General features: G+C 70.2%; 19 protein-coding genes. 12 read left to right on the top strand and 7 right to left on the bottom strand.

Annotated elements, in window-relative coordinates; genetic code table 11:
- Positions 1 to 129: 129 nt before the first annotated feature.
- From imuA to ACQZ13_RS23790, 3 genes are read left to right on the top strand one after another with little or no spacing between them, the layout of a single operon-like run.
- Positions 130 to 960 carry a translesion DNA synthesis-associated protein ImuA gene (imuA, locus tag ACQZ13_RS23780; protein ID WP_431048353.1) on the top strand — a complete coding sequence of 277 codons (831 nt, stop codon included), beginning with the start codon at positions 130 to 132 and terminating at the stop codon, positions 958 to 960.
- Entirely contained in the window at positions 911 to 2,317 is a 1,407-nt protein-coding gene (locus ACQZ13_RS23785) for a Y-family DNA polymerase (protein WP_431048354.1), read from the top strand. The genes imuA and ACQZ13_RS23785 overlap by 50 nt, the downstream gene beginning before the upstream one ends.
- The gene (locus ACQZ13_RS23790; RefSeq protein ID WP_431048355.1) at positions 2,310 to 5,594 is read left to right on the top strand and encodes an error-prone DNA polymerase; all 3,285 of its coding nucleotides are present in this window, start codon (positions 2,310 to 2,312) and stop codon (positions 5,592 to 5,594) included. The genes ACQZ13_RS23785 and ACQZ13_RS23790 overlap by 8 nt, the downstream gene beginning before the upstream one ends.
- Here the strand turns inward: ACQZ13_RS23790 and ACQZ13_RS23795 are convergent.
- Positions 5,588 to 6,016 carry a type II toxin-antitoxin system VapC family toxin gene (locus tag ACQZ13_RS23795; protein WP_431048356.1) on the bottom strand — a complete coding sequence of 143 codons (429 nt, stop codon included), beginning with the start codon at positions 6,014 to 6,016 and terminating at the stop codon, positions 5,588 to 5,590. The two genes, ACQZ13_RS23790 and ACQZ13_RS23795, sit on opposite strands and share 7 nt — an antisense overlap.
- Positions 6,013 to 6,291: an AbrB/MazE/SpoVT family DNA-binding domain-containing protein gene (locus ACQZ13_RS23800; RefSeq protein WP_431048357.1), complete on the bottom strand. Its 279-nt coding sequence runs from the start codon at positions 6,289 to 6,291 to the stop codon at positions 6,013 to 6,015. The genes ACQZ13_RS23795 and ACQZ13_RS23800 overlap by 4 nt, the downstream gene beginning before the upstream one ends.
- A gap of 260 nt (positions 6,292 to 6,551) precedes the next feature.
- Between ACQZ13_RS23800 and ACQZ13_RS23805 the strand changes: the two genes are divergently transcribed.
- Together ACQZ13_RS23805 and ACQZ13_RS23810 are read left to right on the top strand one after the other, a co-directional pair.
- Positions 6,552 to 7,340: an esterase/lipase family protein gene (locus tag ACQZ13_RS23805; protein ID WP_431048358.1), complete on the top strand. Its 789-nt coding sequence runs from the start codon at positions 6,552 to 6,554 to the stop codon at positions 7,338 to 7,340.
- Positions 7,341 to 7,457: 117 nt separating this feature from the next.
- Complete coding sequence (locus ACQZ13_RS23810) at positions 7,458 to 8,138, top strand: hypothetical protein (protein ID WP_431048359.1); 681 nt, start codon at positions 7,458 to 7,460, stop codon at positions 8,136 to 8,138.
- A gap of 147 nt (positions 8,139 to 8,285) precedes the next feature.
- Here ACQZ13_RS23810 and ACQZ13_RS23815 read toward each other — a convergent pair whose 3' ends face one another.
- A complete protein-coding gene (locus ACQZ13_RS23815) occupies positions 8,286 to 9,332 on the bottom strand; it encodes a hypothetical protein (protein ID WP_431048360.1) in 1,047 nt (348 codons plus the stop codon).
- 204 nt (positions 9,333 to 9,536) lie between these two features.
- Between ACQZ13_RS23815 and ACQZ13_RS23820 the strand changes: the two genes are divergently transcribed.
- From ACQZ13_RS23820 to ACQZ13_RS23830, 3 genes are all read left to right on the top strand, one after another.
- The gene (locus ACQZ13_RS23820; protein WP_431048361.1) at positions 9,537 to 11,048 is read left to right on the top strand and encodes a hypothetical protein; all 1,512 of its coding nucleotides are present in this window, start codon (positions 9,537 to 9,539) and stop codon (positions 11,046 to 11,048) included.
- Between the two features lie 71 nt (positions 11,049 to 11,119).
- Complete coding sequence (gene blaOXA, locus ACQZ13_RS23825; protein WP_431048362.1) at positions 11,120 to 11,971, top strand: class D beta-lactamase; 852 nt, start codon at positions 11,120 to 11,122, stop codon at positions 11,969 to 11,971.
- A 43-nt stretch (positions 11,972 to 12,014) separates the two neighbouring features.
- Positions 12,015 to 12,509: a copper chaperone PCu(A)C gene (locus ACQZ13_RS23830; protein WP_431048363.1), complete on the top strand. Its 495-nt coding sequence runs from the start codon at positions 12,015 to 12,017 to the stop codon at positions 12,507 to 12,509.
- A gap of 54 nt (positions 12,510 to 12,563) precedes the next feature.
- Here the strand turns inward: ACQZ13_RS23830 and ACQZ13_RS23835 are convergent, their stop codons facing one another.
- Complete coding sequence (locus ACQZ13_RS23835) at positions 12,564 to 13,499, bottom strand: LysR substrate-binding domain-containing protein (RefSeq protein WP_431048364.1); 936 nt, start codon at positions 13,497 to 13,499, stop codon at positions 12,564 to 12,566.
- 164 nt (positions 13,500 to 13,663) lie between these two features.
- On the opposite strand from ACQZ13_RS23835, the gene ACQZ13_RS23840 reads away from it, so the two are divergent.
- Positions 13,664 to 14,704 (top strand): zinc-binding alcohol dehydrogenase family protein, encoded by a 1,041-nt coding sequence (locus tag ACQZ13_RS23840; RefSeq protein ID WP_431048365.1) that lies wholly within the window; start codon positions 13,664 to 13,666, stop codon positions 14,702 to 14,704.
- A 234-nt stretch (positions 14,705 to 14,938) separates the two neighbouring features.
- Positions 14,939 to 15,916, top strand: coding sequence for a hypothetical protein (locus tag ACQZ13_RS23845; protein WP_431048366.1), 978 nt, complete (start codon positions 14,939 to 14,941; stop codon positions 15,914 to 15,916).
- A 75-nt stretch (positions 15,917 to 15,991) separates the two neighbouring features.
- On the opposite strand, the gene ACQZ13_RS23850 is transcribed toward ACQZ13_RS23845, so the two are convergent.
- Positions 15,992 to 17,080, bottom strand: a complete 1,089-nt coding sequence (locus ACQZ13_RS23850; RefSeq protein ID WP_431048367.1) for a hypothetical protein — start codon at positions 17,078 to 17,080, stop codon at positions 15,992 to 15,994.
- A gap of 160 nt (positions 17,081 to 17,240) precedes the next feature.
- Here ACQZ13_RS23850 and ACQZ13_RS23855 point away from each other — a divergent pair, with 160 nt between their 5' ends.
- Positions 17,241 to 17,867, top strand: coding sequence for a phasin family protein (locus ACQZ13_RS23855; RefSeq protein WP_431048368.1), 627 nt, complete (start codon positions 17,241 to 17,243; stop codon positions 17,865 to 17,867).
- 153 nt (positions 17,868 to 18,020) lie between these two features.
- The gene (locus ACQZ13_RS23860; protein ID WP_431048369.1) at positions 18,021 to 18,653 is read left to right on the top strand and encodes a PEP-CTERM sorting domain-containing protein; all 633 of its coding nucleotides are present in this window, start codon (positions 18,021 to 18,023) and stop codon (positions 18,651 to 18,653) included.
- Between the two features lie 150 nt (positions 18,654 to 18,803).
- Here the strand turns inward: ACQZ13_RS23860 and ACQZ13_RS23865 are convergent, their stop codons facing one another.
- Positions 18,804 to 20,300, bottom strand: coding sequence for a carboxypeptidase M32 (locus ACQZ13_RS23865; RefSeq protein ID WP_431048370.1), 1,497 nt, complete (start codon positions 20,298 to 20,300; stop codon positions 18,804 to 18,806).
- A gap of 92 nt (positions 20,301 to 20,392) precedes the next feature.
- Positions 20,393 to 20,875, bottom strand: coding sequence for a YqaA family protein (locus ACQZ13_RS23870; RefSeq protein ID WP_431048371.1), 483 nt, complete (start codon positions 20,873 to 20,875; stop codon positions 20,393 to 20,395).
- Positions 20,876 to 20,886 lie beyond the last annotated feature (11 nt).

Below are 20,886 nucleotides of genomic sequence, written 5' to 3' on the forward strand. Positions count from 1 at the left end.
GTTCCCCGATCCATGCGCATGAGTTGAAAGAGACCTGGACGAGCCCGTCGTCGCCCTATACTGTATGTTCATACAGTCATTCCGCGCCGGTTCATGGACCGGCGTTTCCGTCTCCGACGACGCATCGCCATGTCTCCCCTGTCCACCCCTCTTGTCCCGCTTCCGCCGGCCGTGGCCGACGCGCTCTGGCGCGGCGACGAACTGGGTCGCGGCACCGACACCGTCTGGCCGAGCGGCTTCGACGCGCTCGACGCCGAGCTGCCGGGCGGCGGCTGGCCCGGGCGCCAGCTGACCGAAGTGCTGCTGCCGCAGTTCTCGCTGGCCGAATGGCGGCTGGCGGGACCGGCGCTGCGGCGCGTGGTCGCCGACGGCGCGGCGGTGGCGATGGTCGGTCCGCCCAAGCGCCCCCACCTGCCCGGCCTGATGCACCTGGGGCTGGACGAACGCCATCTTGTCTGGATCGACGCGCGCGCGCCGTCGGAGCGGCTCTGGTGCGCCGAACAGCTGATCAAGTCCAACGCCGCCGGCGCGGTGCTGGCCTGGATGCCGCAGGCCGCGCCCGAGCAGTTGCGGCGGCTGCAGGTGCTGGCGCAGTCGTTCGAAGGACCGGTGTTCCTGTTCCGGCCGCTGTCGGCGCGCCATGACCCGTCGCCGGCGCCCCTGCGGCTGCTGGCGACCATCGATGTCGACTGGGCCCTGGACGTCCGCATCCTCAAGCGCAAGGGCCCCGCCCACGACACCCCGCTGCGGCTGGCCTCCATCCCCGGCGGGCTGGAACACGTGCTCACGCCGCGCGTGATGCAGCCCAGCACGATGCGGCCGGTGGCGCCGGTGCCCGTGCCGGCTCCTGTGTCGATGTCCGAATCCCTCCACGAGCCCGTCGCGCTCGCCCTGTTCCCGGAGTTCTCCCATGTTGTGGGTCGCGCTGATCCTGCCGCCTCGTCCGCCGGCACCGTTTGAGGACCCGACGACCGCGCCGCCGCAGCATCCCTGGGGGATCTGCGCGGAGACGCAGGCCGGGCTCGCGGTCTGGTGCCTGCAGTTCACGCCGCGCGTGGCCTTGATGGAGGACGCCGTGGTGATGGAGGTCGAGGCCAGCCTGCGCCTGTTCCGCGGCCTGCCCGCGCTCAAGGCGCGGCTGAGCGACGAGGCGCCCGACCTGGGCGCCGTCGGCATCGGCTGGGCGCCGTCGGCCACCGCCGCGCTGGTGCTGGCGCGCTGCGGCGTGCTCGACCTGGGCGGTCGGCTGCTGCAGGCGGTGCTGGATCCGCTGCCGCTGCAGGCCTTGAGCGCCGGCGCGGAACACGCCGAGCCGCTGAGCCGCGCCGGCATCAACACGCTGGGCCAGTTGCGGGCGCTGCCGCGCGGCGGCATCGGCCGGCGCTTCGGCGCGGCGCTGCTGACGATGCTGGACCAGGCCTACGGCCTGCGGCCCGAGGCGCACGCCTGGGTGGCCCTGCCCGAGGACTTCCATGCCCGCATCGAACTGCCCAGCCGCGAGGACCACGCGCCCGCGCTGCTGCTGGGCACGCGGCCGCTGCTGATGCGGCTGTGCGGCTGGCTGGCCGCGCGCCATGCCGGCGCCACCGGCGTGACGCTGCACTGGGTGCACGACTCGATGCGCGCCAAGGACGCCGGCGAAGGCGGAAGCCTCACGGTGCGCACCGCCGAGCCGATCCGCGAACTCGAACACTTCTGCCGGCTGATGGCCGAGCACCTGGCCAAGACCGAGCTGCTGGCGCCGGTCGGCGAGCTGCGGCTGGAGGCGGTCGGCGTGCAGTCGCTGGTCGAGGACAGCGGCTCGCTGCTGCCCGACGTCGTGCGCACCGGCGAGACGCTGTACCTGACGCTGGAGCGCATCGCCGCGCGGCTGGGGCCGGAGCGCGTGCTGCAGCCGATCCTCGCCGACGACCACCGCCCCGAATGGATGACGCGCTGGCGCACCTGCGGCGACGGCCGCACGCCGTCCCGCCGCAAGGGCCGGCAGGCGGCGGTGCGTGCGCCGGCGGTGCCGGAACCGGCCTTCCTGCTCGACCCGCCGCTGCGGCTGGCGGTGCGCGAGCACCGGCCCCATTACCAGGGCCCGCTGACCCTGCTGATCGGCCCGGACCGCGTCGAAGGCGGCTGGTGGGACCGCGTGCCGGCCACGGAACAGCGCACGCAGCATCACCGCCAGGTGACCCGCGACTACTGGATCGCCGTGAACGAGAACGCGGGCGTGCTGGCCGTCTATCAGGAACGGTTGACCGCAGCGGGGAACGAGGGCGAAGAGAAGGTGGCCGTCGAGGCGTGGTACCTCCACGGCATGTATGCCTGACGCCGCATCGACCGACGCCTCGGCCCTCCCCGCCTCGGTCCTCCCCGACTACGCCGAGCTGCGCTGCCTCAGCAACTTCAGTTTCCTGAAGGGCGCGAGCTGGCCGGAGGAACTGGTCCTGCGCGCCCGGGAGCTCGGCTACGCCGCGCTCGCGATCACCGATGAATGCAGCATGGCCGGCATGGTGCGCGCGCACGTGGCGGCGAAGCAGCATGGCATGACGCTGCTGGTGGGGAGCCAGTTCCTCATCGAGCCGGCCTCGGACGACGACGGCCCCTTCACGCTGGTCGTGCTGGCCTGCAGCATCAACGGCTACGGCAACCTGTGCCAGTTCATCTCGCGGCTGCGGCGTTCGTCCGAGAAGGGCACCTACCGCTGCACGCTGGCCGACATCGGCCCGCAGACGCTGGACGACTGCGTCGTGATCGCCTGCCCGGACCGGCATGCGATGCCGGTGCAACTGCTGGCCATGTCGCGCTGGCTGCTGTCGCGCTTCACCGGGCGTTGCTGGCTGGGCATCGACCAGCCGCAGCATGCCGACGACGAGATCCGCCTGCTGCGCCTGCGCGAGGCCGGCGCGCTGACGGAGATCCCGCTGGTGGCCGTCGGCGACGTCACCATGCATGTGCGCAGCCGCAAGCCGCTGCAGGACGTGCTGACCGCGACCCGGCTGGGCAAGCCGCTGACGGACTGCGGCCAGGCGCTGGACCGCAACGCGGAGCGCCATCTGCGCCACCGCGGGCGCCTCGCGCTCAGCTTCCCGGCGGACCTGCTCGCCGAGACCCTGCGCGTGGCCGCCTGCTGCGAGTTCAGCCTCGACGAGCTGCGCTACCACTACCCCTCCGAGGTCGTGCCCGACGGCCAGACGCCGGCCAGCCACCTGCGACGGCTCACCTACGAAGGCGCGGGCCGGCGCTGGCCGGCGGGCGTGCCGGCCGCGGCCGGCGAGCAGATCGAGCGCGAGCTCGCGCTCATCGAGGAACTGCGCTACGAGCACTACTTCCTGACCGTGGCCGACATCGTCCACTTCGCGCGTTCGCAGGGCATCCTGTGCCAGGGTCGCGGCAGCGCGGCGAACTCCATCGTCTGCTTCTGCACCGGCGTCACCGAGGTCGATCCGGACCGGATGCAGGTGCTGTTCGAGCGCTTCATCAGCAAGGAGCGCAACGAGCCGCCGGACATCGACATCGATTTCGAGCACGAGCGCCGCGAGGAGGTCATCCAGTACCTCTACCGCAAGTACACGCGCGAACGCGCGGCGCTGGCGGCGGTGGTGATCTCGTACCGGGTGAAGAGCGCGCTGCGCGACGTCGGCAAGGCGCTGGGGTTCGAGCCCGAGGTGCTGGACACGCTGTGCAGCAACCACCAGTGGTGGGACGGCCAGACCATCGATGCGGAGCGGCTGCGCGAATCGGGGCTGGAGGCGGACGACCTCGCGGTGCGCCAGCTGGTCGAGATCACGTCGGAGCTGCTGGGCTTCCCGCGACACCTGTCGCAGCACCCGGGCGGCTTCGTGCTGACGCACGGCCCGCTGACGCGCATGGTGCCGGTGGAGAACGCCTCGATGCCGGACCGCACCGTCATCGAGTGGGACAAGGACGACCTCGACGCCGTGGGTCTGCTCAAGGTCGACGTGCTGGGACTGGGCATGCTGACGGCGATCCGCAAGACGCTGGACTTCGTGGGCAAGCGGGAGCGGTATCCGTTCGAGCTGAAGGACATCCCGGACGGGGACGACGCGACCTACCGGATGATCCAGCGCGCCGAGACCATCGGCGTGTTCCAGATCGAGAGCCGCGCGCAGCGCAGCATGCTGCCGCGCCTGAAGCCCAGGACTTTCTACGATCTGGTCATCGAGGTCGCCATCGTGCGGCCGGGGCCGATCCAGGGCGGCATGGTGCACCCCTATCTGCAGCGCCGCCAGGGCTTCGAGCAGGTCGTGTATCCGCAGGGGCTGGAGTCGGTGCTGGAGCGCACGCTGGGCGTGCCGGTGTTCCAGGAACAGGTGATGCAGATCGCGATGATCGCGGCCGGGTTCTCGGGCGGCGAGGCCGACGAGCTGCGGCGCTCGATGGCGGCGTGGAAACGCAAGGGCAGCCTGGAGAAGTACCGCGCGAAGCTGGTCGACGGCATGCGGGAACGGAACTACCCGGTGGCCTTCGCCGAGCAGATCTTCGAGCAGATCAAGGGCTTCTCGGAGTACGGCTTCCCGGAGTCGCACGCCGCCTCGTTCGCGCTGCTGGTCTACACGAGCAGCTGGCTGAAATGCCACCGTCCGGCGGAGTTCCTCGCGGGTCTGCTGAACGCGCAGCCGCTCGGTTTCTATTCGCCGAGTCAGCTGGTGCAGGAAGCCAGACGCAATGGGGTCGAGGTGCTGCCGCCCGATGTGACACACAGCGACTGGGACTGCACGTTGGAACGCGCGGACGGACGCGTCATCCGGCCGGCGCGCCGCGGCCAGGCCGCGGACACGATCGATGCCTTGCCGCTGGACGAGGACGGCATCGTCGTGGAAGACGACGGCGATCCCTTCCTCGATGCGGACGAAGCGCTGGCGGCGGATGCGGCGCCGGTCAAGGTGCGATTGGGTTTGCGGCTCGTCAAGGGACTGCAGCAGAGTTCGGCGGGACTGATCTGCCGGGAGCGCCGGAACGGCCCGTTCAACGATGCCGAGGACCTGGCGCGACGCACGGGGCTGAACCAGCAGCAGATGACGATGCTGGCCTCCGGCGATGCGCTGACCAGCATCAGCGGCCACCGCCGCCAGCAGATGTGGGACGCGGCCGCGCAGCACGCGCCGCCGCCGCTGCTGGCCTCGGCGCCGGTGCAGGAGGATTTCCTCGCGCTGCCGCTGGCGCCGGAGGGCGAGGAGATCGTCTTCGACTACGCGTCGCTGGGTCTGACGCTGCGCCGCCATCCGCTGGCGCTGCTGCGGCCCTTGCTGCGCGAGCAGCGCTGGATGTCGGCCGAGGAACTGAACGCGCTGCCCGACGGCCGGCCGGCGCGGGGCTGCGGCATCGTCACGGTCAAGCAGCAGCCGGCGACGGCCAAGGGCACGATCTTCATCTCGCTGGAAGACGAGACCGGCGACATCCAGGTCATCGTGCACCGCGCGCTGTGGCAGCGCCAGCGCCACGTGATGCTGCATTCACGGCTGATGGCGGTGAAGGGCAAGTGGCAGCGCAGCGGCGACGTGCGCAACCTCATCGCCGGACACCTGGAAGACCTGACCCCGATGCTGGGACGGTTGAGGACGGAGAGCCGGGATTTTCATTGACTCGGCTCCGGCAACGTCTCCGCGTCGAGAGGCCTGCCGACGGCATTGCCCAACAGGATCAGTTTGCGCATGGCTTCCTTGTCAAACGTCATGAACACCTCTCCGCCGGCCATACGACCTTCGCAAGCCATGGCCCCATCGGCGAAGTCCCCGCCAAGATCGAGCATGGACAGCCCTGCGGCAACTGCCACCCGATCGACCCTGACGGCGGGTTTCCCCACAACGGTCCGAATCGCCCTGGCGATGTCCGCGCAGGCATACCTGTAGGAACGACCCAGCACCCAAGAAAATTCGCACAGGCATGCGATGGTCACGACGACCAGTTGCGCTTCGCTGAGCAGTTTCGCGGCGGCACGAGCCTGATCAAGGTCATCCAGAACGGCGACCCTCACCAGCACATTCGTGTCCACCGTGACCTTCATTTTTCACCCGCCCATCCACGAGCGATGGTCTCGTTCATCTCCTCGATGGACACCGGCCCCTCCCGTCCACGCGGAACGTTGGCGAGAATTCCGTACAGATCGCTGATGTCTCCGGAGCGCGGACCGCGCAGTACGCAGCAACCGTCGAGCAGAAAATCAATCTCTATCTTTTCGCCCGGCTTCACCTTCATCTGCTGAAGGACCAGCGGGTCGAACTGGATGGTCCGCCTCTGCGTCACCGTCATCGGCAACAGGTCGATCGTCAAGACGCTCATGAAACGCGCTCCTTCAAAGTCCGTTTGAGAGCTGCAAGACTAGTCCTCGACGATGCCCAAAAACCGCCTCTCCCTCTGACTTCCGTCAATGGTGGGAGAGATCTCCGGACCTCCCCCGGATGTAGGTCCCGTCCGACGATCACATGCGACCTTGTGGGGATGCCCGTGAAACGCGGCTTGCGGAAAGATGGACTCAACTGTCCTTCTGCCGACCTTGCCGCCGACCTCGCAGGTCACGTCGGAAAGGCGGCCTCAAGACCATGAAGAAGATCGCCGCCCTTCCCGATGCCGCGCCCCTGCCGGCCCCCGTCATCTGCTCACCGTCGTGGGCCCTGCTGGGCATCGAACCGCTGCGCGCGGCAATGGAGTACGCCAGCTGCCGGATGATGGATCGCAGCGGTCATCCGCCAGGCGACGGACATCCCGTCATCGTGTTCCCCGGCCTCGCGGCCGACGCGCAGTCGATCGCCCCGCTGGTGGGCTTCTGCCACGGGCTCGGTTATGCGGCGCGCGACTGGGGCCGCGGCATCAACACCGGTCCGACCGTCGACATCGACCTGTGGCTGGACACCCTGGCCGCCGACATCGAGGCGCTCGTGACCGGCGAGTCGCAGCCGGTATCCCTGGTGGGGTGGAGCCTGGGCGGCATCTACGCGCGCGAGATCGCCAAGCGCATCGCGTTGCCGGTCCGGCAGGTGATCACGATCGGCACGCCCATCACCGGCGAAGCCACGCAGACCAACGTCAGCCTGATCTACCGCTGGGTCAACGGCACGCTGCCGGTGCTGGACGACGACTTCAAGTCGCGCCTCATCGCCGCGCCGCAGGTGCCGACGACCTCGATCTACAGCCGCAGCGACGGCGTCGTTGCGTGGCAGGCCTGCGTGCAGCCCGAGGACCATCCGATGATCGACAACGTCGAGGTCGACGGCAGCCATTGCGGACTGGTCTGGAATCCTGCCGTGCTCAAGGTCGTGGCGGATCGACTGTCGCACGCATCCGGCTCATGGCGGCCCTACGGCGCCGCACCGGACGTCGCGATGTCCTGATCGACCCAGGCGTCGCCCCCATGTCGCCTGGCTCGCGACGCCGCCGGGCGCGAACCCTGACGCGTAGCGAGGGACTGACAGTGCCCGCCACTTCCACTTCCGCCTATGACGCTCTACATGCTGCCCTACGTCTCGGCCTATGCGCACCGTCTCACGGAACAGCAGGCCGCCGACGGCGCCGACCCCCAGCTCGCGATCTACAACGCCGCCGAAGTCATCGCGATCGATCTCTTCCGCCGCCCGATGCCCGTGCCGCTGAAGGAGTGCAGCGCCTACTTTGACGCATGCGAGCAGTTCGTGCGGGACCACTTCGACTCGATGGGGAGAACACGCCTGCAGTCCCACCTGCCGTCGCGTCTCGACCATTTGTGGAAGCAGCTCAGAGGCCCCCTCGACGAATCAAGTGCGCAGGCCATTGCGGAAGAGGCCCGCTCCATCGTCGCCACCGTCCTCATGCATCTGCATCCCCTGCTGGAGGCCTTCAAGCTGGCCGATCCGCCACCCGGCAACATCCCGGCGCTGCTGGCCGGGCTCTACAGGCTCGGTGGCTGCACACTCGAGGTCAATCCCATGGACCCCGATGCGCGCGAACTCATCACGGCCAACTATGTGAAGGAGATAAGTTTGGTGCGTCAATCTCGTCCTGAACCGGATCGGGAACTGGGTCCTCCAGCGGATGCGCTCATCGATGCCGCTCGACAAGGCCAACCCCTCAACCCCGTGCTTCGGAGCATGGTTCATGGCCCATTGATGGATGACCTGGGCACCTTCGAGTCGATCCAGAAGATCGGCCGATGAGGTGCAGATGGGGTGCCGCTGCCGGGCCGCCCAGACGCGGACCGGCAGCTCCTGGATGATCAGCGGATCAACGCGATCAGGATGATGATGGGGATGGGCACGCCCAGCATGTAGAGCAGGATCGATCGCATGTGAGTTCTCCTTGTCTCAGTCGATGAGGTCGCGTTGCCGGCCGCCGACGGTGGCCAGCAGGCTTGCGGTAAACGCGCCGATCAACAGCGCGACGAACATCCACAAGGCCGTCGTCAACGCCGTCTTGCGCGCGGCATCCGCAGCCTCGCGGGCCTTGGTTTCCAGCGCCTGCGCCTCGGCACGGGCGCGCTGCAGCGTCTCGGTGACACGGCGCTCGGCGTCCGCCTGGGTCAGGCCGGTGCGTTGGGCGACGAGCTGCGAGGCGGCTCGCGTGTCCTCCGGCGACAAGGTGCCGCCGTCACGGACCGCGCGCACCAGCAGGCGGTTCAGCGCCGCCGAGGAGTGCTCGTCCGCATGGACCATCGAGGCATCCGGCCAGGCACGCAGCGTCGCCGGGTTGGCGCCGGCCGGTGCGGTGGACGGCGTCGCCGTCGTGGCCGGCGCGGTTGCCGCGGGACGCAGCAGCGTGTCCACGTAATAGCCGAAGTCGCCGCTGCCGAGTGAGGTCCGGGCCGTCGCGCCGGAGGCACCGCCCTTCGCGCCGGACTCGTCGGCGGTGGCTCCGGCGGCCGCAGTGACTGCCGCCGCACCGGTCGCCGCCGTGCCGGCCGCCACTGCCGCACCCTTCACACCGATCCCGGCGATCGCACCGACCGACGCGGACAGCACGGCCGCCGTGAACAGGGTGGCCACGGCCCAGGACAGCAGGCCGTGCGCCGTGTCGCGGAAATGGACCTCGTCCGCGTCCGTATCGCGCCATCGGACGCGCAGGCGACCGGCGAGATACCCGCCGAGACCGGACGCCGCCAGCTGCGTGAACGCCAGCCACACGATGCCCGCCACGCCCAGCGTCGCGGCGCTGGCGCCGTCGTTGGCCCACGGCGACGCAGCCGCCAGCCCCAGCCCCACGCCGAGCAGCAAAAGGATCAGCGACAGCGCCGCTGCTGCTGCGGCACCGGCCAGCACCGCGCCCCATGACACTGCGGACGCCGACGCGCGCGGGGCCAGCACCCCGCCGACGGCGGTCTCGCCCGCATACCAGGCCTCATTCTTCGCCACCATGGCAGTCCCCTCGAGTTGTGATGACGAGCTACAGGCAAGAGGCGGACCCGACGTTTCGTTACCTGTCCTCACGACGGGACGCGCCCACGCGCGCCGCGGACGCCTTAACGATTGCTTTGCGTCGCGGCCGTAACCGATGCGCGTAACGCCCGTTACGGCAACGCCGTCACACCGCAAACGCACCCGGCGCAGAATGCGCCTCCGATGACCGCTTCCACCGTTCCTGCCTCTCCCGCCTCTCTTGCCATGCCCGCCGTCAACGCCCCCGCGCATTGCGTCCAGCTGCTCCCGCAGGGATTGCGCATCGACGGCCTGCCCGAGCTGCGCAACCGGCTGCTGCCGCGCCTGATCGCCGCGCTGCTGCAGGCGCACGAGCAGGGCCTGGCCCGCGTCGACAGCCCCTGCTCGCGCGCCGAACTGCGCGAGCGCATCGCCGGCATGGCCGAGCTGCACCGCACGCAGGTCTGGCGCGCGCTGGCGCTGCTGGACGACAGCCCGCTGGCCGCGCTGATCGAGGCCAGCGCCCGCAGCAGCGGTCCGTTCTGGCTCAACACCGCGCTGCTGCCCGCCTGCCGCTTCGAGATCGACGGCGCACCCGCCACCGGCGAGGCGCTCGCGCAGTGGCTCGGCCAGCAGCGCCCGGTGCGCGCGCCGGTCGCGGCGCCGCTGCTCCCGCTGGCCTATGCCGAGGCGCTCGCCCGCGCCGACTACCTGCTCGACCGCGGCGAGCTCTACCCCGCCCGCCTCGCGCTGCAGCAGGCCGCGCCGCACGTGCCGCCGGGCGACGACGCCGCGGCCGCCGCACTCGGCCTGCGACGCGCCCGCATCGCGCGCCGGCTCGGCGACTGGGCGGCGCTGCAGGACGAACTGCGCGACCTCGGCCAGACGCTCAACCACAGCCGACTGCCGCGCCTGGAACGCCGCCAGCTGCGCGCCCGCGTCGCGATCCTCGCGGCCTGGCACTGGTTCGGCAGCCTCGGCCAGGCCGCGCCGGCGCTGGACAAGCTCGACGAGGTCGATCCCGACGTGCTCGCCGCCGACTCCACGCTGCGCTGCGACCACGGCAACCTGCGCGGCATCGTCCTGCGCGACCTCGCCATCGCCCGCGGCGACGCGGCGCTCGCGGCGCAGTCGCTGGCCAGCCTCGGCGACGCGCTGCGCAGCGCCTCGCTGGCCGGACTGCCCGACGCGCTCCAGGTCTGCGCCGCCAACCTGTCCAACGCGATCGGCCGCCTCGTCGAGGCCGAGCTGCTCCCCGCCGCCGGCCCGGACAGCGCCGACAGTCCCGGCGTGGAGGACGCCCTGCGCTGGCTGCTGCTCAGCGACGCGCTCTGCGCGCGCTGGCAACTCGGACGCAGTTCGCTGCTGAACACGATCTTCCTGCTCCGGCTCGCAGCGCTGGGGCGCCTGGACTTCGCGGCGCTGCAGCGTCTGGCCACCGCGCAAGGCCTGCCCCTGCCCGCCACGTCCTTCGGCGACCTCGCCGCGCAGCGCTGGGCCTCCTGCCGCGCGAGACAGTCGCAGATCCCGGCCGACCAGCGCTGCGCCTTCCTGCTGCTCTGGGCCCGGCACGCGCTCGCCGAAGGCGATGCGTTCAGCGCGACCGACCTGGTGCGGCAGGCCCGACTGCAGGCGCGCAAGCTGCGCGATGAGGAAGCGCGGCGGCGCTATCTCGATGAGGCCGACGCGTTGATGCCGCGCGCGCAACGGGCGTAACGGCACTTCGACGACTGACGGCGAGGGGGACTTCGCACACTGGCGACATCCCTCATCGACTGGAGACCGCCATGTCCCTTCCCCGTCTGATGGCGAGCGCGCTGCTCGCCTGCCTCGTGCTCACCGCGTGTCGCGCCTCGATCGCGCAGACCACGCCCGCCGATCAGCGCGAGCGCTGGGAGACCCGCCCCGAGCTGCAACGCCCCTTCGACGAACTGGGCACGAAGGGCACGCTCGTCGTCCTCGATACCCGCGCGCATCGCTGGATCGCGTCGGACAGCGTGCGTGCGTTCGAAGGCTTCCTGCCCGCGTCGACCTTCAAGATCCCGATGTCGCTGATCGCGCTGGAGACCGGCGCCGCCGTCGACGAGACGCAGCCCTTCAAGTGGGACGGCACGAAGCGCCGCATCGAGGACTGGAACCGCGACCAGACGCTGGGCTCGGCCTACAAGGTCTCTGCGGTCTGGGTGTTCCAGTCGCTGGCTCGGCAGATCGGCCAGCCCACGGTGCAGCAGTTCGTGCGCGACTTCCGCTACGGCAATGCCGTGGCCGGTCCGATCGGCGACCGCTTCTGGCTCGACGGCAACCTGCGAATCTCCGCCGTCGGCCAGATCGAGTTCCTGCGCCGCGTGCACGACCGTGCACTGCCGCTGTCCGACCGCACCTACGACATCGCCCGCAAGGTCCTGCTGCGCGACCAGGGTCCCGGCTGGCGTCTGTACGCCAAGACCGGCTGGGCCGACAACGCCGAGCCGGGTCTGGGCTGGTTCGTCGGCTGGGCGGAGCAGGACCGCGACGCGCGCCCCGTCTACTTCGCCCTCAACATGGACATGAAGGATCCGGCCTTCTCTCAGAAGCGGGTGGAGATCGTCCAGCAGGTGCTGCGCAAGATGGGTGCCATGGGCGCGATCGAAGAGCGATGACCGATACTGCCGATCCGTCATAGTTCCAGGATTGGACACCCCGATGAAGTTCCGTTCCCTCGCCCGTCTGGCCGTTGTTCCCGCCCTGCTGCTGACTGCCGGTCTGGCGCAGGCCCAGGTCGTCGTCGCCGACGCCTGGGTGCGTGCGACGGTGCCGCAGCAGAAGTCGACGGGTGCGTTCATGCAGATCAAGTCGCCGACGGACGTGAAGCTGGTGTCGATCAGCACGCCGGCGGCCGGCGTGGCCGAGGTGCACGAGATGGCGATGGACGGCGACGTGATGCGCATGCGGCCGGTGGCGGCGTTGGCGGTGCCCGCGGGCAAGCCGGTGGACCTCAAGCCCGGCGGTTATCACGTGATGCTGATGGACCTGAAGGGGCCGTTGAAGACCGGCGACGCGGTGGCGTTGACGCTGGTGTTCGAAGGTGCGGACAAGTCCCGCTCGACCGTCACGGTCCAGGCCCCCGCAAGAACTGGCCCCGTCGCGTCGCCCGACGCCAAGGACCCGCACGCGGGTCACGGCGACCACAAGCACTGAACGGCGCCTCCCGGCGCCCCCAAAGGCGACTCGGCGACTCGGCGACTCAGCGACTCAGCGTCTGAGCCCTTCCGCCAGGTGATCCACCAGCGCCTTCAGCCGTTGCGGCAGGAAGCGCTGGCTGGGCATGAGCGCGTGCAGCGGCATGGTCCGCCCGACCCAGTCCGGCAGCACCTCGACCAGCGCCCCGCTGGCGAGGCTCTCGCGGATATCCAGGCAGCTCTTGTAGGTCAGCCCCCGCCCTTCGAGGGCCCACTGATGGGCGATGCCGCCGTCGTCCGCCGTGCGGCGCCCCTGCACGGTCACGTCCACGGGCGCGGCCTGCATCGCATCGCGGCGCCAGAAGCGCCACTCGCGCTCCAGCCGGTCGCCGATCTTGAAGCGGATGCACTCGTGCTGCGTCAGCTCGGCGGGATTCGACGGCCGACCGTGCCGCTTCAGATAGTCCGGTGACGCCACCAGCAGCCGGCGTCCGTCGTGCAGCTTGCGCGCCACCAGCCGCGAATCGGCCAGCTCGCCGTAACGCAGCGCCAGATCGACCTCGTCGCGCACGACATCCTGGAGCGCGTCGCCGACGTTGAGCTGCAGTTCGATCCCCGGATGGCGATCGAGGAAATCGTCCAGCAGCGGCAGCACGATGCGGCGCGTCAGGTCGCTGGACGCGCTGACACGGATCCGCCCGCGCAGCGCCGTCGCGCCGCGACCCTTGGCCGCCGCGTCGTCGCCGCCCTCGGTGACCAGCGCGAGGCCTTCGTCGAGCAGCTCCAGCGCGCGTTGCGCATAGTCCCTCAGCCGCTCGCCGGCGGCCGTCAACCGCAGCGCCCGCGTGCTGCGCTCGGCCAGCCGCACGCCCAGCCGCGCCTCCAGCTTCTTCAGCATCGCGCTGGCCGCCGCCGGGGTGATGCCCATCTCCCGCGACGCCGCCGTCAGGCTGCCACCGCGCGCGCATTCGATCAGCAGGCGCAGTTCGGCGGTGTTCTCGATGTCCATGGCGGCCCTCCTCTGGCGATCCTCAATGCGATCTTCAATCCAGCGTTGAAACTGATAGCGATTCAGCGCTCTTCATTGATTCTGCCGGAAGCCCCACCATTCGTCCCCACAGCATCCCGCTACGTCTGCCTGTCCCTTTCTCCAGAACCCCGAGGAGTCCCGCCATGAAAGCCGTCGGCTACTTCAAGTCCCTGCCCATCAGCGAAGCCGAATCGCTGATCGACCTCGAGCTGCCCACCCCCGCCCCGGGTCCCAAGGACCTGCTGGTCGAGGTCGGCGCGATCGCCGTCAATCCGGTCGACACCAAGATCCGCGTGCGCCGCGCCAGCGCCGACGGCACGACGCCGGTGGTCCTCGGCTGGGACGCCGTCGGCACGGTGCGCGCCATCGGCCCGGAGGTCTCCGGCTTCGCCGTCGGCGACCGTGTCTGGTACGCCGGCGACATCACCCGCCCCGGCAGCAACGCGCAGTTCCAGTGCGTCGACCACCGCATCGTCGCGAAGGCGCCCGCCTCGCTCAGCGACGCCGAGGCCGCCGCGCTGCCGCTGACCGCCATCACCGCCTGGGAACTGCTGTTCGACCGGTTGCAGGTCCAGCAGCAGCCGGAACGTCCGGTCAGCCTGCTGGTCACCGGCGCGGCCGGCGGCGTGGGTTCCATCCTGGTCCAGCTGGCGCGCCGCCATGCGCACCTGACCGTCATCGGCACCAGCTCCGAGCCGGACGGCGAAGGCGGCAAGTGGCTGCACGCGCTGGGCGCTCACCACGTGATCAACCACCGCGAACCGATCGCGCCGCAGATCGCCGCGCTGCAGCAGGCCGGCGTGCCGCCGCTGCGCTACGTGACCAGCCTGACCCACACGCCGCAGCACTTCCAGGGCTTCGTCGACGCGCTGGAGCCGCAGGGCAAGCTGGCCATGATCGACGACTTCGGCCCGAACGACCTGGATGTGATGGCGCTCAAGGGCAAGTCGCTGTCGCTGCACTGGGAGCTGATGTTCACCCGCAGCATGCATGCGACGCACGACATCGCCGCGCAGGGCCGCCTGCTGACCGAGGTCGCCGCACTGGTCGACGCCGGCACGATCCGCACGACGCTGTCCGACGTCGTCGGGACGATCTCCGCCGACAGCCTCAAGCGCGCCCACGCCCTGCAGGAAAGTCAGCGCCAACGCGGCAAGCTTGTGCTGCAGGGTTGGCCTGCCTGAGCTTCGTGCGCTGTACGGCTCACGTTGCGCGCTTGCCGCACTTTCCGTCACGACTGTGACGTCTTACCGCCCCGGCCCGCCGGGGCGTTTTCATTCGTGGGGTCTCCCGGGAAAACCTCCAGTGCGCGCGCCCTCCGCGCAAGCGATACCTCGGGACTCGGACGCCACAAAGCAGTTCGGGCGACAAAGTCAACGCACGGCCGACCCCGGCCACGAAGAAGAAGAGGGATCGTCATGAACATCCGCCAGGTCCTGGCCATCGTCCTGCCAGCCGCCCTGCTCTGCGCCGCCGCGCCGGCCGCCGCCGCCACCATCGGCGTCATCCTGCCGGGCAGCTATCCCAGCACGACACAGGCCGAGGAGCTCCAGCTCGGCATGACGCTCGCGCTCAAGACCTGGCCCGGCGACGCCGCGCCCAAGCTGATCGTCAAGGACAGCGGCTGCGACGCCCGCAAGGCGCTCGCCATCTCCCAGGAATTCATCGCGGCCAAGGTCGACGTCGTGCTGGGCAACTGGTGCGAGATCAACGCCGGCGCGGACGCGCTGCGCGTCGCGGGCATCCCGTTCATCTCCAGCAACGCGGAACGGATGAAGGACCAGGACCTGCAGCTGCAGCTCGGACGCATCGAGCTCAATGCCGGCGAGAAGATCGCCGCCGACCTGCGCCGCCAGACCGGCCTGCGCATCAGCGCGCGGACCTCGTGCTGGATGGACTTCGACGCGACCTTGTCGGAACGCGTCGACGCCGTGCTGTGCCCCGTGCTGACCATCGACCGCGGTCGCTGGGACCAGGTGGCCAACACCTACGGCGCGGCGTTCCGCAAGCCGTTCACGGCCTCGGCCGCGCGCGGCTATGCGGCGATGGAGGTGGCGCTGAACTACCTGCGTCGCGCCAAGGGCATGAAGCCCGCCGCGGCGCTGAAGGAAACGCAGTCGATGGCGACGCTGCTCGGGCCGGTGCCCGCGCTGGACGCGCCGGCACCGACGACGGCGCTGCAGCTGGTGTTCCGCCACGACCTGCCCAAGCTCAATCCGCAGCAGTCGCAGACGCTGGACAAGCTGGTCAAGACCAAGGGCTGCGGCTGCCCGGGCGGCACGCTGCGCAACGGCTGCCCTCGCGATTCGGGCCCCTGGGGCGAACTGCCCTTCGTCGTGCGCGGCGGCGGCACGCCGGCCGCCTGCGCCAAACCGATCGGGGTGCTGGAACTCTGACCCGAGGGCGCGACGGCGCGACGTTCCACGGCGCGCCGTGCCCGCCATGCCCGCCGCTCCCGTCTCAGGGGCGAATCAGCGCAGCAGCTTCGCCGCGATGCGCAGTGCGATCTCGATCAGCGTGGGCGCCTCGTCCGCGGCCTCCGCCCAAGCGCCCCACCCGCGCCGTCCGCCCCGCTCGCGACGATCGTTCTCCTCGTCGTAGCGCTTCTCGAGTTCGCCCTTCCAGAACAGGCCGTGCTTGCCGCCGGCCGGGTCGCGGTGCTCGAAGTTGTAGGACCGCAACCGCTCGCGCCGCTCGCGCTCCAGCTGCGCGTCGGCCTCGTGCCCGTCATGTTCGAGGGCGTCCAGCAACGGCCCCAGGTCGTCCATCGACGGCGCCACCACCGTGTGGTGACAACGCCCGCAGCGCGTCTCGCGTGTCGGGTCCATGGGCGCGCCGCAGCCGCGGCAGGCCCAGCCCACCGGCTTGCCGCCGTTGGGCATCAGCAGCGGCTCCGACGGCGAGCGCCGGCGCAGCGCATTCGCCAGGCGCGGCATGTCCACCATCAGCAACGGGCTCTTGCACCAGGCGCAGTCCTCGCTGCGGCCGTCGGCGGGACCGCCGCAGCTCAGGCAGAGGAACTCGCGCTTCTCGGCCTGCAGCGCATAACGCTCGCCGGGCAGCAGCGGGCGGACCAGGCCGCGCTCAGCCAGCATCCCGGCCTGGCTGTGCAGATGGCCGCCGCAGTGGCCGCATTCCAGCACCGGGAAGCGGCCGAAACGCGTGAGGTTCCTGACTTCCTTGAGCGTCTTCGCGCACAGCGGACAGGCGCGGTTCGGCTGGTGCGGGCGGTCGCTCTGGCGCAGCCGGTTCAGGTCGCGCAGCAACTGGATCCAGGCGGCTGGAGAGAGTTGCACCGACTCACGCGCATCGAACCAGACCAGGCCGCAGGGCTCGCAGTGATCGATGTCGACGGTCGCCGGCGCATGGTGCCCGGGCAGCGTCACATGGCGCATCGGCGAGCGGCACTGCGGGCAGTCGATGAACGCGCCCTTGCGCAACGGCAGGTCGCGATCCATCGCCAACGGCGGCAGCGCCGGGGGTTGGTCGGGCACGGTATCGGGGAACTCGTCGCCCGGCGGGCGGCCCCGCGAAGAGGTCGAAGTGGTCGGCAAGGACATGCCTGACATTCTGGTCCCTGCGCGGATCGCCCCGATGGGGGGTTGCGAGACATGGCGACCTCGGCGTGGCGCACCGCACACGGTCGGTCCGCCGCCTATAGTCCGGTTTCCGGAGAGCGTCGGGCGTCAGGCCCCCGCCCCGTGACGACAAGGAACGCCCATGGTCAAGAAGCAACAGAAGACGGCCGCGCCCCAGCCGGCGCAAGGCCGCCGCAAGAACGCCGCGTCCGCCTCGCCCGCATCGTCGAAAGCGGCGGACACCCCGTTCGCGGAACAGGTCCGGACCTCGGCGCAGCAGATCTGGTCGGCCGGCCTGGCCGCGTTCGCCAAGGCCCAGGACCAGGGCGGCGCGGCCGTCGGCAAGGCCGAGGCCAGGATCGACACCGCCGCGCATCGCATGAGCGATCTGGCCGGCGAGGTCGGCGCCCGCGCGGGCCAGCATTGGGACAAGCTGGAATCGATCTTCGAGGACCGCGTGGCGCGCGCGCTCACGCGGCTGGGCATGCCGGCGGCGGACGAGGTCGCGCAGTTGAAGGCGCGTGTCGAGGCGCTGTCCGCGGAAGTCGCGATGCTGCGCGCCGCGCAGTCCGGAGCCGCCCCGCAGAAGCCGGTCGCGAAGAAGGCCACCACGAAGAAGGCGACCTCGACGAACACAGCTTCAACAAAGGCGCCCGTGACGACGACGGCTGTGACGAAGACGGCCGTGAAGAAGGCCGCTGTGAAGAAGCCCGCGGCGAAGGCGGCCAAGCCCGCCAAGGCCGCCCGGGGCGGCAAGCGCACCACCTGACCCTCTGCCGCCGTCCGGCGGCGTGCACTGCGTCACGAAACGTATCGCCATCCCCATCGCCCAGGGGGATGGCACCCGCGAGGCGGTCTCGAACAATTCGACACAAGCGCAGACGCTCCTGCGCACCTCCTGTCGAACTCCCGAGCCCGCCCCATGAAGCGCCTGATCACTGCCCTCCTCGTCGCCGCCCCGCTGTTCGCTTCCGCGACTCCGGTGAACCTGGTCGCCAACGGCAGCTTCGAGACGCCGGCCGTCGGCCCGGGCACCTGGACCATCGTCAACAGCGCGGTCGGCTGGACCGTCGGCCCGAACGGCCTGGAGATCCGCAACAACGTCGCGGGCAGCGCCTACGTCGGCAGCAACTTCGCCGAACTCGACACCAGCGCCAACAGCTGGATCAGCCAGGCGCTGAACACCATCGCCGGCCAGACCTACTCGCTGAGCTTCGCCTACGCGAATCGCCCGGACAACCTGGGCGCCGCCAGCAACGGCCTGGCCTGGAGCATCGGCGGCCTGAGCGGCACCGTCGGCGACAACACCAACACCTCCTGGGCCACCTTCTCGACCACCTTCGTCGGCACCGGCAGCCCGATGACGCTGCGCTTCGCCGCCGTCGGCACCAGCGACGGCTACGGCACCTCGCTGGACGCCATCACCGTCAACACCATCGGTGGCGGCGGCAACGCCGCGGCCGTGCCGGAACCGGAAAGCCTGGCGCTGATGCTGGCCGGCCTGGGCGCGATGGGTGTCGTGCTGCGTCGCCGCAAGACGGCCGGCAAGGCCTGACCCCACGCCAAAGGAATTCGAGTCCTCGAAGACTCGTTGGGAGCGCCGTGGGTAGAGACCGCGGACGCGCAAGAAGAAGAGGGCACCCCTCGCGGGGTGCCCTTTTTTCATCCGCCGCGCCTGCCCGGTGAACGGGCGGCGCTTCGGTGCTCAGCCGAGGTAGCGCGATTCCAGATGCCGGCGGAAGTGCGCCGGGTTCAGCGCCTCGCCGCTGGCGCGCTGCACCAGCTCGGGCGTCTCCCAGCGGCTGCCCTGCGTCCACACGCGCGTCTTCAGCCAGTCGAAGACCGGCGCGAGTTCGCCGCGCGCGATCTCCGCGTCCAGCGCCGGACGTTCGCGGCGCATCGTCGCGAACCACTGCGCCGCGTACATGGCGCCCAGCGTGTAGCAGGGGAAGTAGCCGAAGAGCCCGCAGCCCCAGTGCACATCCTGCATGCAGCCGTCCTTGTAGTTGCCGCGCGTGTCCACGCCCAGCAGCTCCTGCATCTTGGCGTCCCACAGCGCGGGGATGTCCTCGACCTCGATCTGGCCCTCGATCAGCGGGCGTTCGATCTCATAGCGCAGGATCACGTGCGCCGGGTAGGTCACCTCGTCCGCGTCCACGCGGATGTAGCCCGGCGCGACGCGCGTCATCAGCTTGTGCAGGTTGTCGGCGGCGAAGCCGCGCTGCGTGCCGAGGTGGCGTTCCACCAGCGGCTGCAGCAGTCCGGCGAAGCCGGGATGCGAGGCCAGCTGCATCTCGAAGGACAGGCTCTGGCTCTCGTGCAGGCCCATCGAGCGCGCGCCGGCCACCGGCAGGCCCAGCCACTCGCGCGGCAGGTTCTGCTCGTAGCGGCCGTGGCCGGTCTCGTGGATGGTGCCGGTGAGGCTCTGCAGGAAGCTGTCGTCGCGGTAACGCGTGGTCATCCGCACGTCTTCCGGCACGCCGCCGCAGAAGGGATGGGCGCTCTCGTCCAGGCGACCCGCCTCGAAATCGAAGCCCAGCAGCTTCATCGCGTCCAGGCCCAGCGCGCGTTGCGACGCGGCGGGGAACGGTCCCTGCGGATGGATCACCTGCTCGTCGGCCTGACGCGCCATCACCTGCCGGATCAGGCCGGGCAGCCATTGGCGAAGATCGCCGAAAACGCGGTCGATGTCGGCCGAACGCATGCCGGGTTCGTACTGGTCGAGCAGCGCGTCATAGCGGCTCAGGCCGGAGTCGTCGGACAGATACTGCGCCTCTTCCCGTGCGTAGCGGACGACGGGGCGCAGGTTCTCGACATAGCCGGTCCAGTCGTTCGCGGCGCGCTGACTGCGCCAGGCGTGCTCGCAGTGCGAGTTGGCCAGCGACCGCGCTTCCACCAGCCGCTGCGGCACCGCATTGGCCGAGCGCCACACGCGGCGCATCTCGCGCAGCGAGGCGCGCTGGAAGTCGTCCAGCGGCTCCAGCGCGGCGTCGTCCAGCAGCTGGCGAAGCGCCGGATCGGTGCCGAGCTGATGGAGCAGTCCGCCCATCTCGGCGAGCGCCTCGGCGCGCGCCTGTGCGCCGCGCGTCGGCATGAAGGCGGACTGGTCCCACGACGCGATCGACTGCAGGTGGGACAGACGGTGGATGCGCTGGTGGCGCTGGCACAAGGCCTCGTAGGCCGGGGTGCTGGGGATGCTCATGACGGGGTCTCCTCTCGAGTGCCCCGTGATTGTGCAAGCTCAGACCTTCGACGCCAGCGGTCACCCCCGAAGTGGCGAGAACGTCCGTGCGCTCATTCAAAAATCGCGACGCCGATGGCGGTCATGAGCAGGTAGCGCAGGAATTTGCCCACCGCCATGTAGGCCACGCAGGGCCAGAACGGCAGGCGCAGCCAGCCGGCCAGGGCGCATAGCGGATCGCCGACGATGGGCAACCAGCTCATCAGGCAGGTCTTCGCGCCGAAACGGCGCAGCCAGCCGAGCACGCGCTGGTCGCGCGGCGTGTGGTGCACGGCGGCCTCGTACGCGCGTTCCGCGCCGTAGCCCATCCACCAGGTGATCGCCCCGCCTATCGTGTTGCCCGCGGTGGCCACGAGGATCGCGGGCCAGAACAGCTCCGGCTTCGCATGCACCAGCAAGAGCACCACGGGCTCCGAGCCCATCGGCAGCAGCGTCGCCGAAATCAGCGCGACGACGAACACCGCGCCCAAGCCCACCTGCGGGAGAGATAGGGTCTCCAGCATCAGGTGAATCATCTGTTGCAGCCAAGCTTCCATGCGTGGGATTA

This window comes from Roseateles sp. L2-2, from assembly GCF_050613215.1.
Classification (GTDB): domain Bacteria; phylum Pseudomonadota; class Gammaproteobacteria; order Burkholderiales; family Burkholderiaceae_C; genus Roseateles; species Roseateles noduli.

Bases quoted from the DNA above. Each gene is read 5' to 3' on its own strand.
- ACQZ13_RS23830 (WP_431048363.1), top strand. From the start codon at position 12,015: ATGAAGTTCCGTTCCCTCGCCCGTCTGGCCGTTGTTCCCGCCCTGCTG.
- ACQZ13_RS23820 (WP_431048361.1), top strand. From the start codon at position 9,537: ATGACCGCTTCCACCGTTCCTGCCTCTCCCGCCTCTCTTGCCATGCCC.
- imuA (WP_431048353.1), top strand. From the start codon at position 130: ATGTCTCCCCTGTCCACCCCTCTTGTCCCGCTTCCGCCGGCCGTGGCC.
- ACQZ13_RS23865 (WP_431048370.1), bottom strand. From the start codon at position 20,300: ATGAGCATCCCCAGCACCCCGGCCTACGAGGCCTTGTGCCAGCGCCAC.
- ACQZ13_RS23805 (WP_431048358.1), top strand. From the start codon at position 6,552: ATGAAGAAGATCGCCGCCCTTCCCGATGCCGCGCCCCTGCCGGCCCCC.
- ACQZ13_RS23850 (WP_431048367.1), bottom strand. From the start codon at position 17,080: ATGTCCTTGCCGACCACTTCGACCTCTTCGCGGGGCCGCCCGCCGGGC.
- blaOXA (WP_431048362.1), top strand. From the start codon at position 11,120: ATGTCCCTTCCCCGTCTGATGGCGAGCGCGCTGCTCGCCTGCCTCGTG.
- ACQZ13_RS23845 (WP_431048366.1), top strand. From the start codon at position 14,939: ATGAACATCCGCCAGGTCCTGGCCATCGTCCTGCCAGCCGCCCTGCTC.
- ACQZ13_RS23790 (WP_431048355.1), top strand. From the start codon at position 2,310: ATGCCTGACGCCGCATCGACCGACGCCTCGGCCCTCCCCGCCTCGGTC.
- ACQZ13_RS23870 (WP_431048371.1), bottom strand. From the start codon at position 20,875: ATGGAAGCTTGGCTGCAACAGATGATTCACCTGATGCTGGAGACCCTA.
- ACQZ13_RS23810 (WP_431048359.1), top strand. From the start codon at position 7,458: ATGCTGCCCTACGTCTCGGCCTATGCGCACCGTCTCACGGAACAGCAG.
- ACQZ13_RS23860 (WP_431048369.1), top strand. From the start codon at position 18,021: ATGAAGCGCCTGATCACTGCCCTCCTCGTCGCCGCCCCGCTGTTCGCT.
- ACQZ13_RS23855 (WP_431048368.1), top strand. From the start codon at position 17,241: ATGGTCAAGAAGCAACAGAAGACGGCCGCGCCCCAGCCGGCGCAAGGC.
- ACQZ13_RS23835 (WP_431048364.1), bottom strand. From the start codon at position 13,499: ATGGACATCGAGAACACCGCCGAACTGCGCCTGCTGATCGAATGCGCG.
- ACQZ13_RS23795 (WP_431048356.1), bottom strand. From the start codon at position 6,016: ATGAAGGTCACGGTGGACACGAATGTGCTGGTGAGGGTCGCCGTTCTG.
- ACQZ13_RS23800 (WP_431048357.1), bottom strand. From the start codon at position 6,291: ATGAGCGTCTTGACGATCGACCTGTTGCCGATGACGGTGACGCAGAGG.
- ACQZ13_RS23785 (WP_431048354.1), top strand. From the start codon at position 911: ATGTTGTGGGTCGCGCTGATCCTGCCGCCTCGTCCGCCGGCACCGTTT.
- ACQZ13_RS23840 (WP_431048365.1), top strand. From the start codon at position 13,664: ATGAAAGCCGTCGGCTACTTCAAGTCCCTGCCCATCAGCGAAGCCGAA.
- ACQZ13_RS23815 (WP_431048360.1), bottom strand. From the start codon at position 9,332: ATGGTGGCGAAGAATGAGGCCTGGTATGCGGGCGAGACCGCCGTCGGC.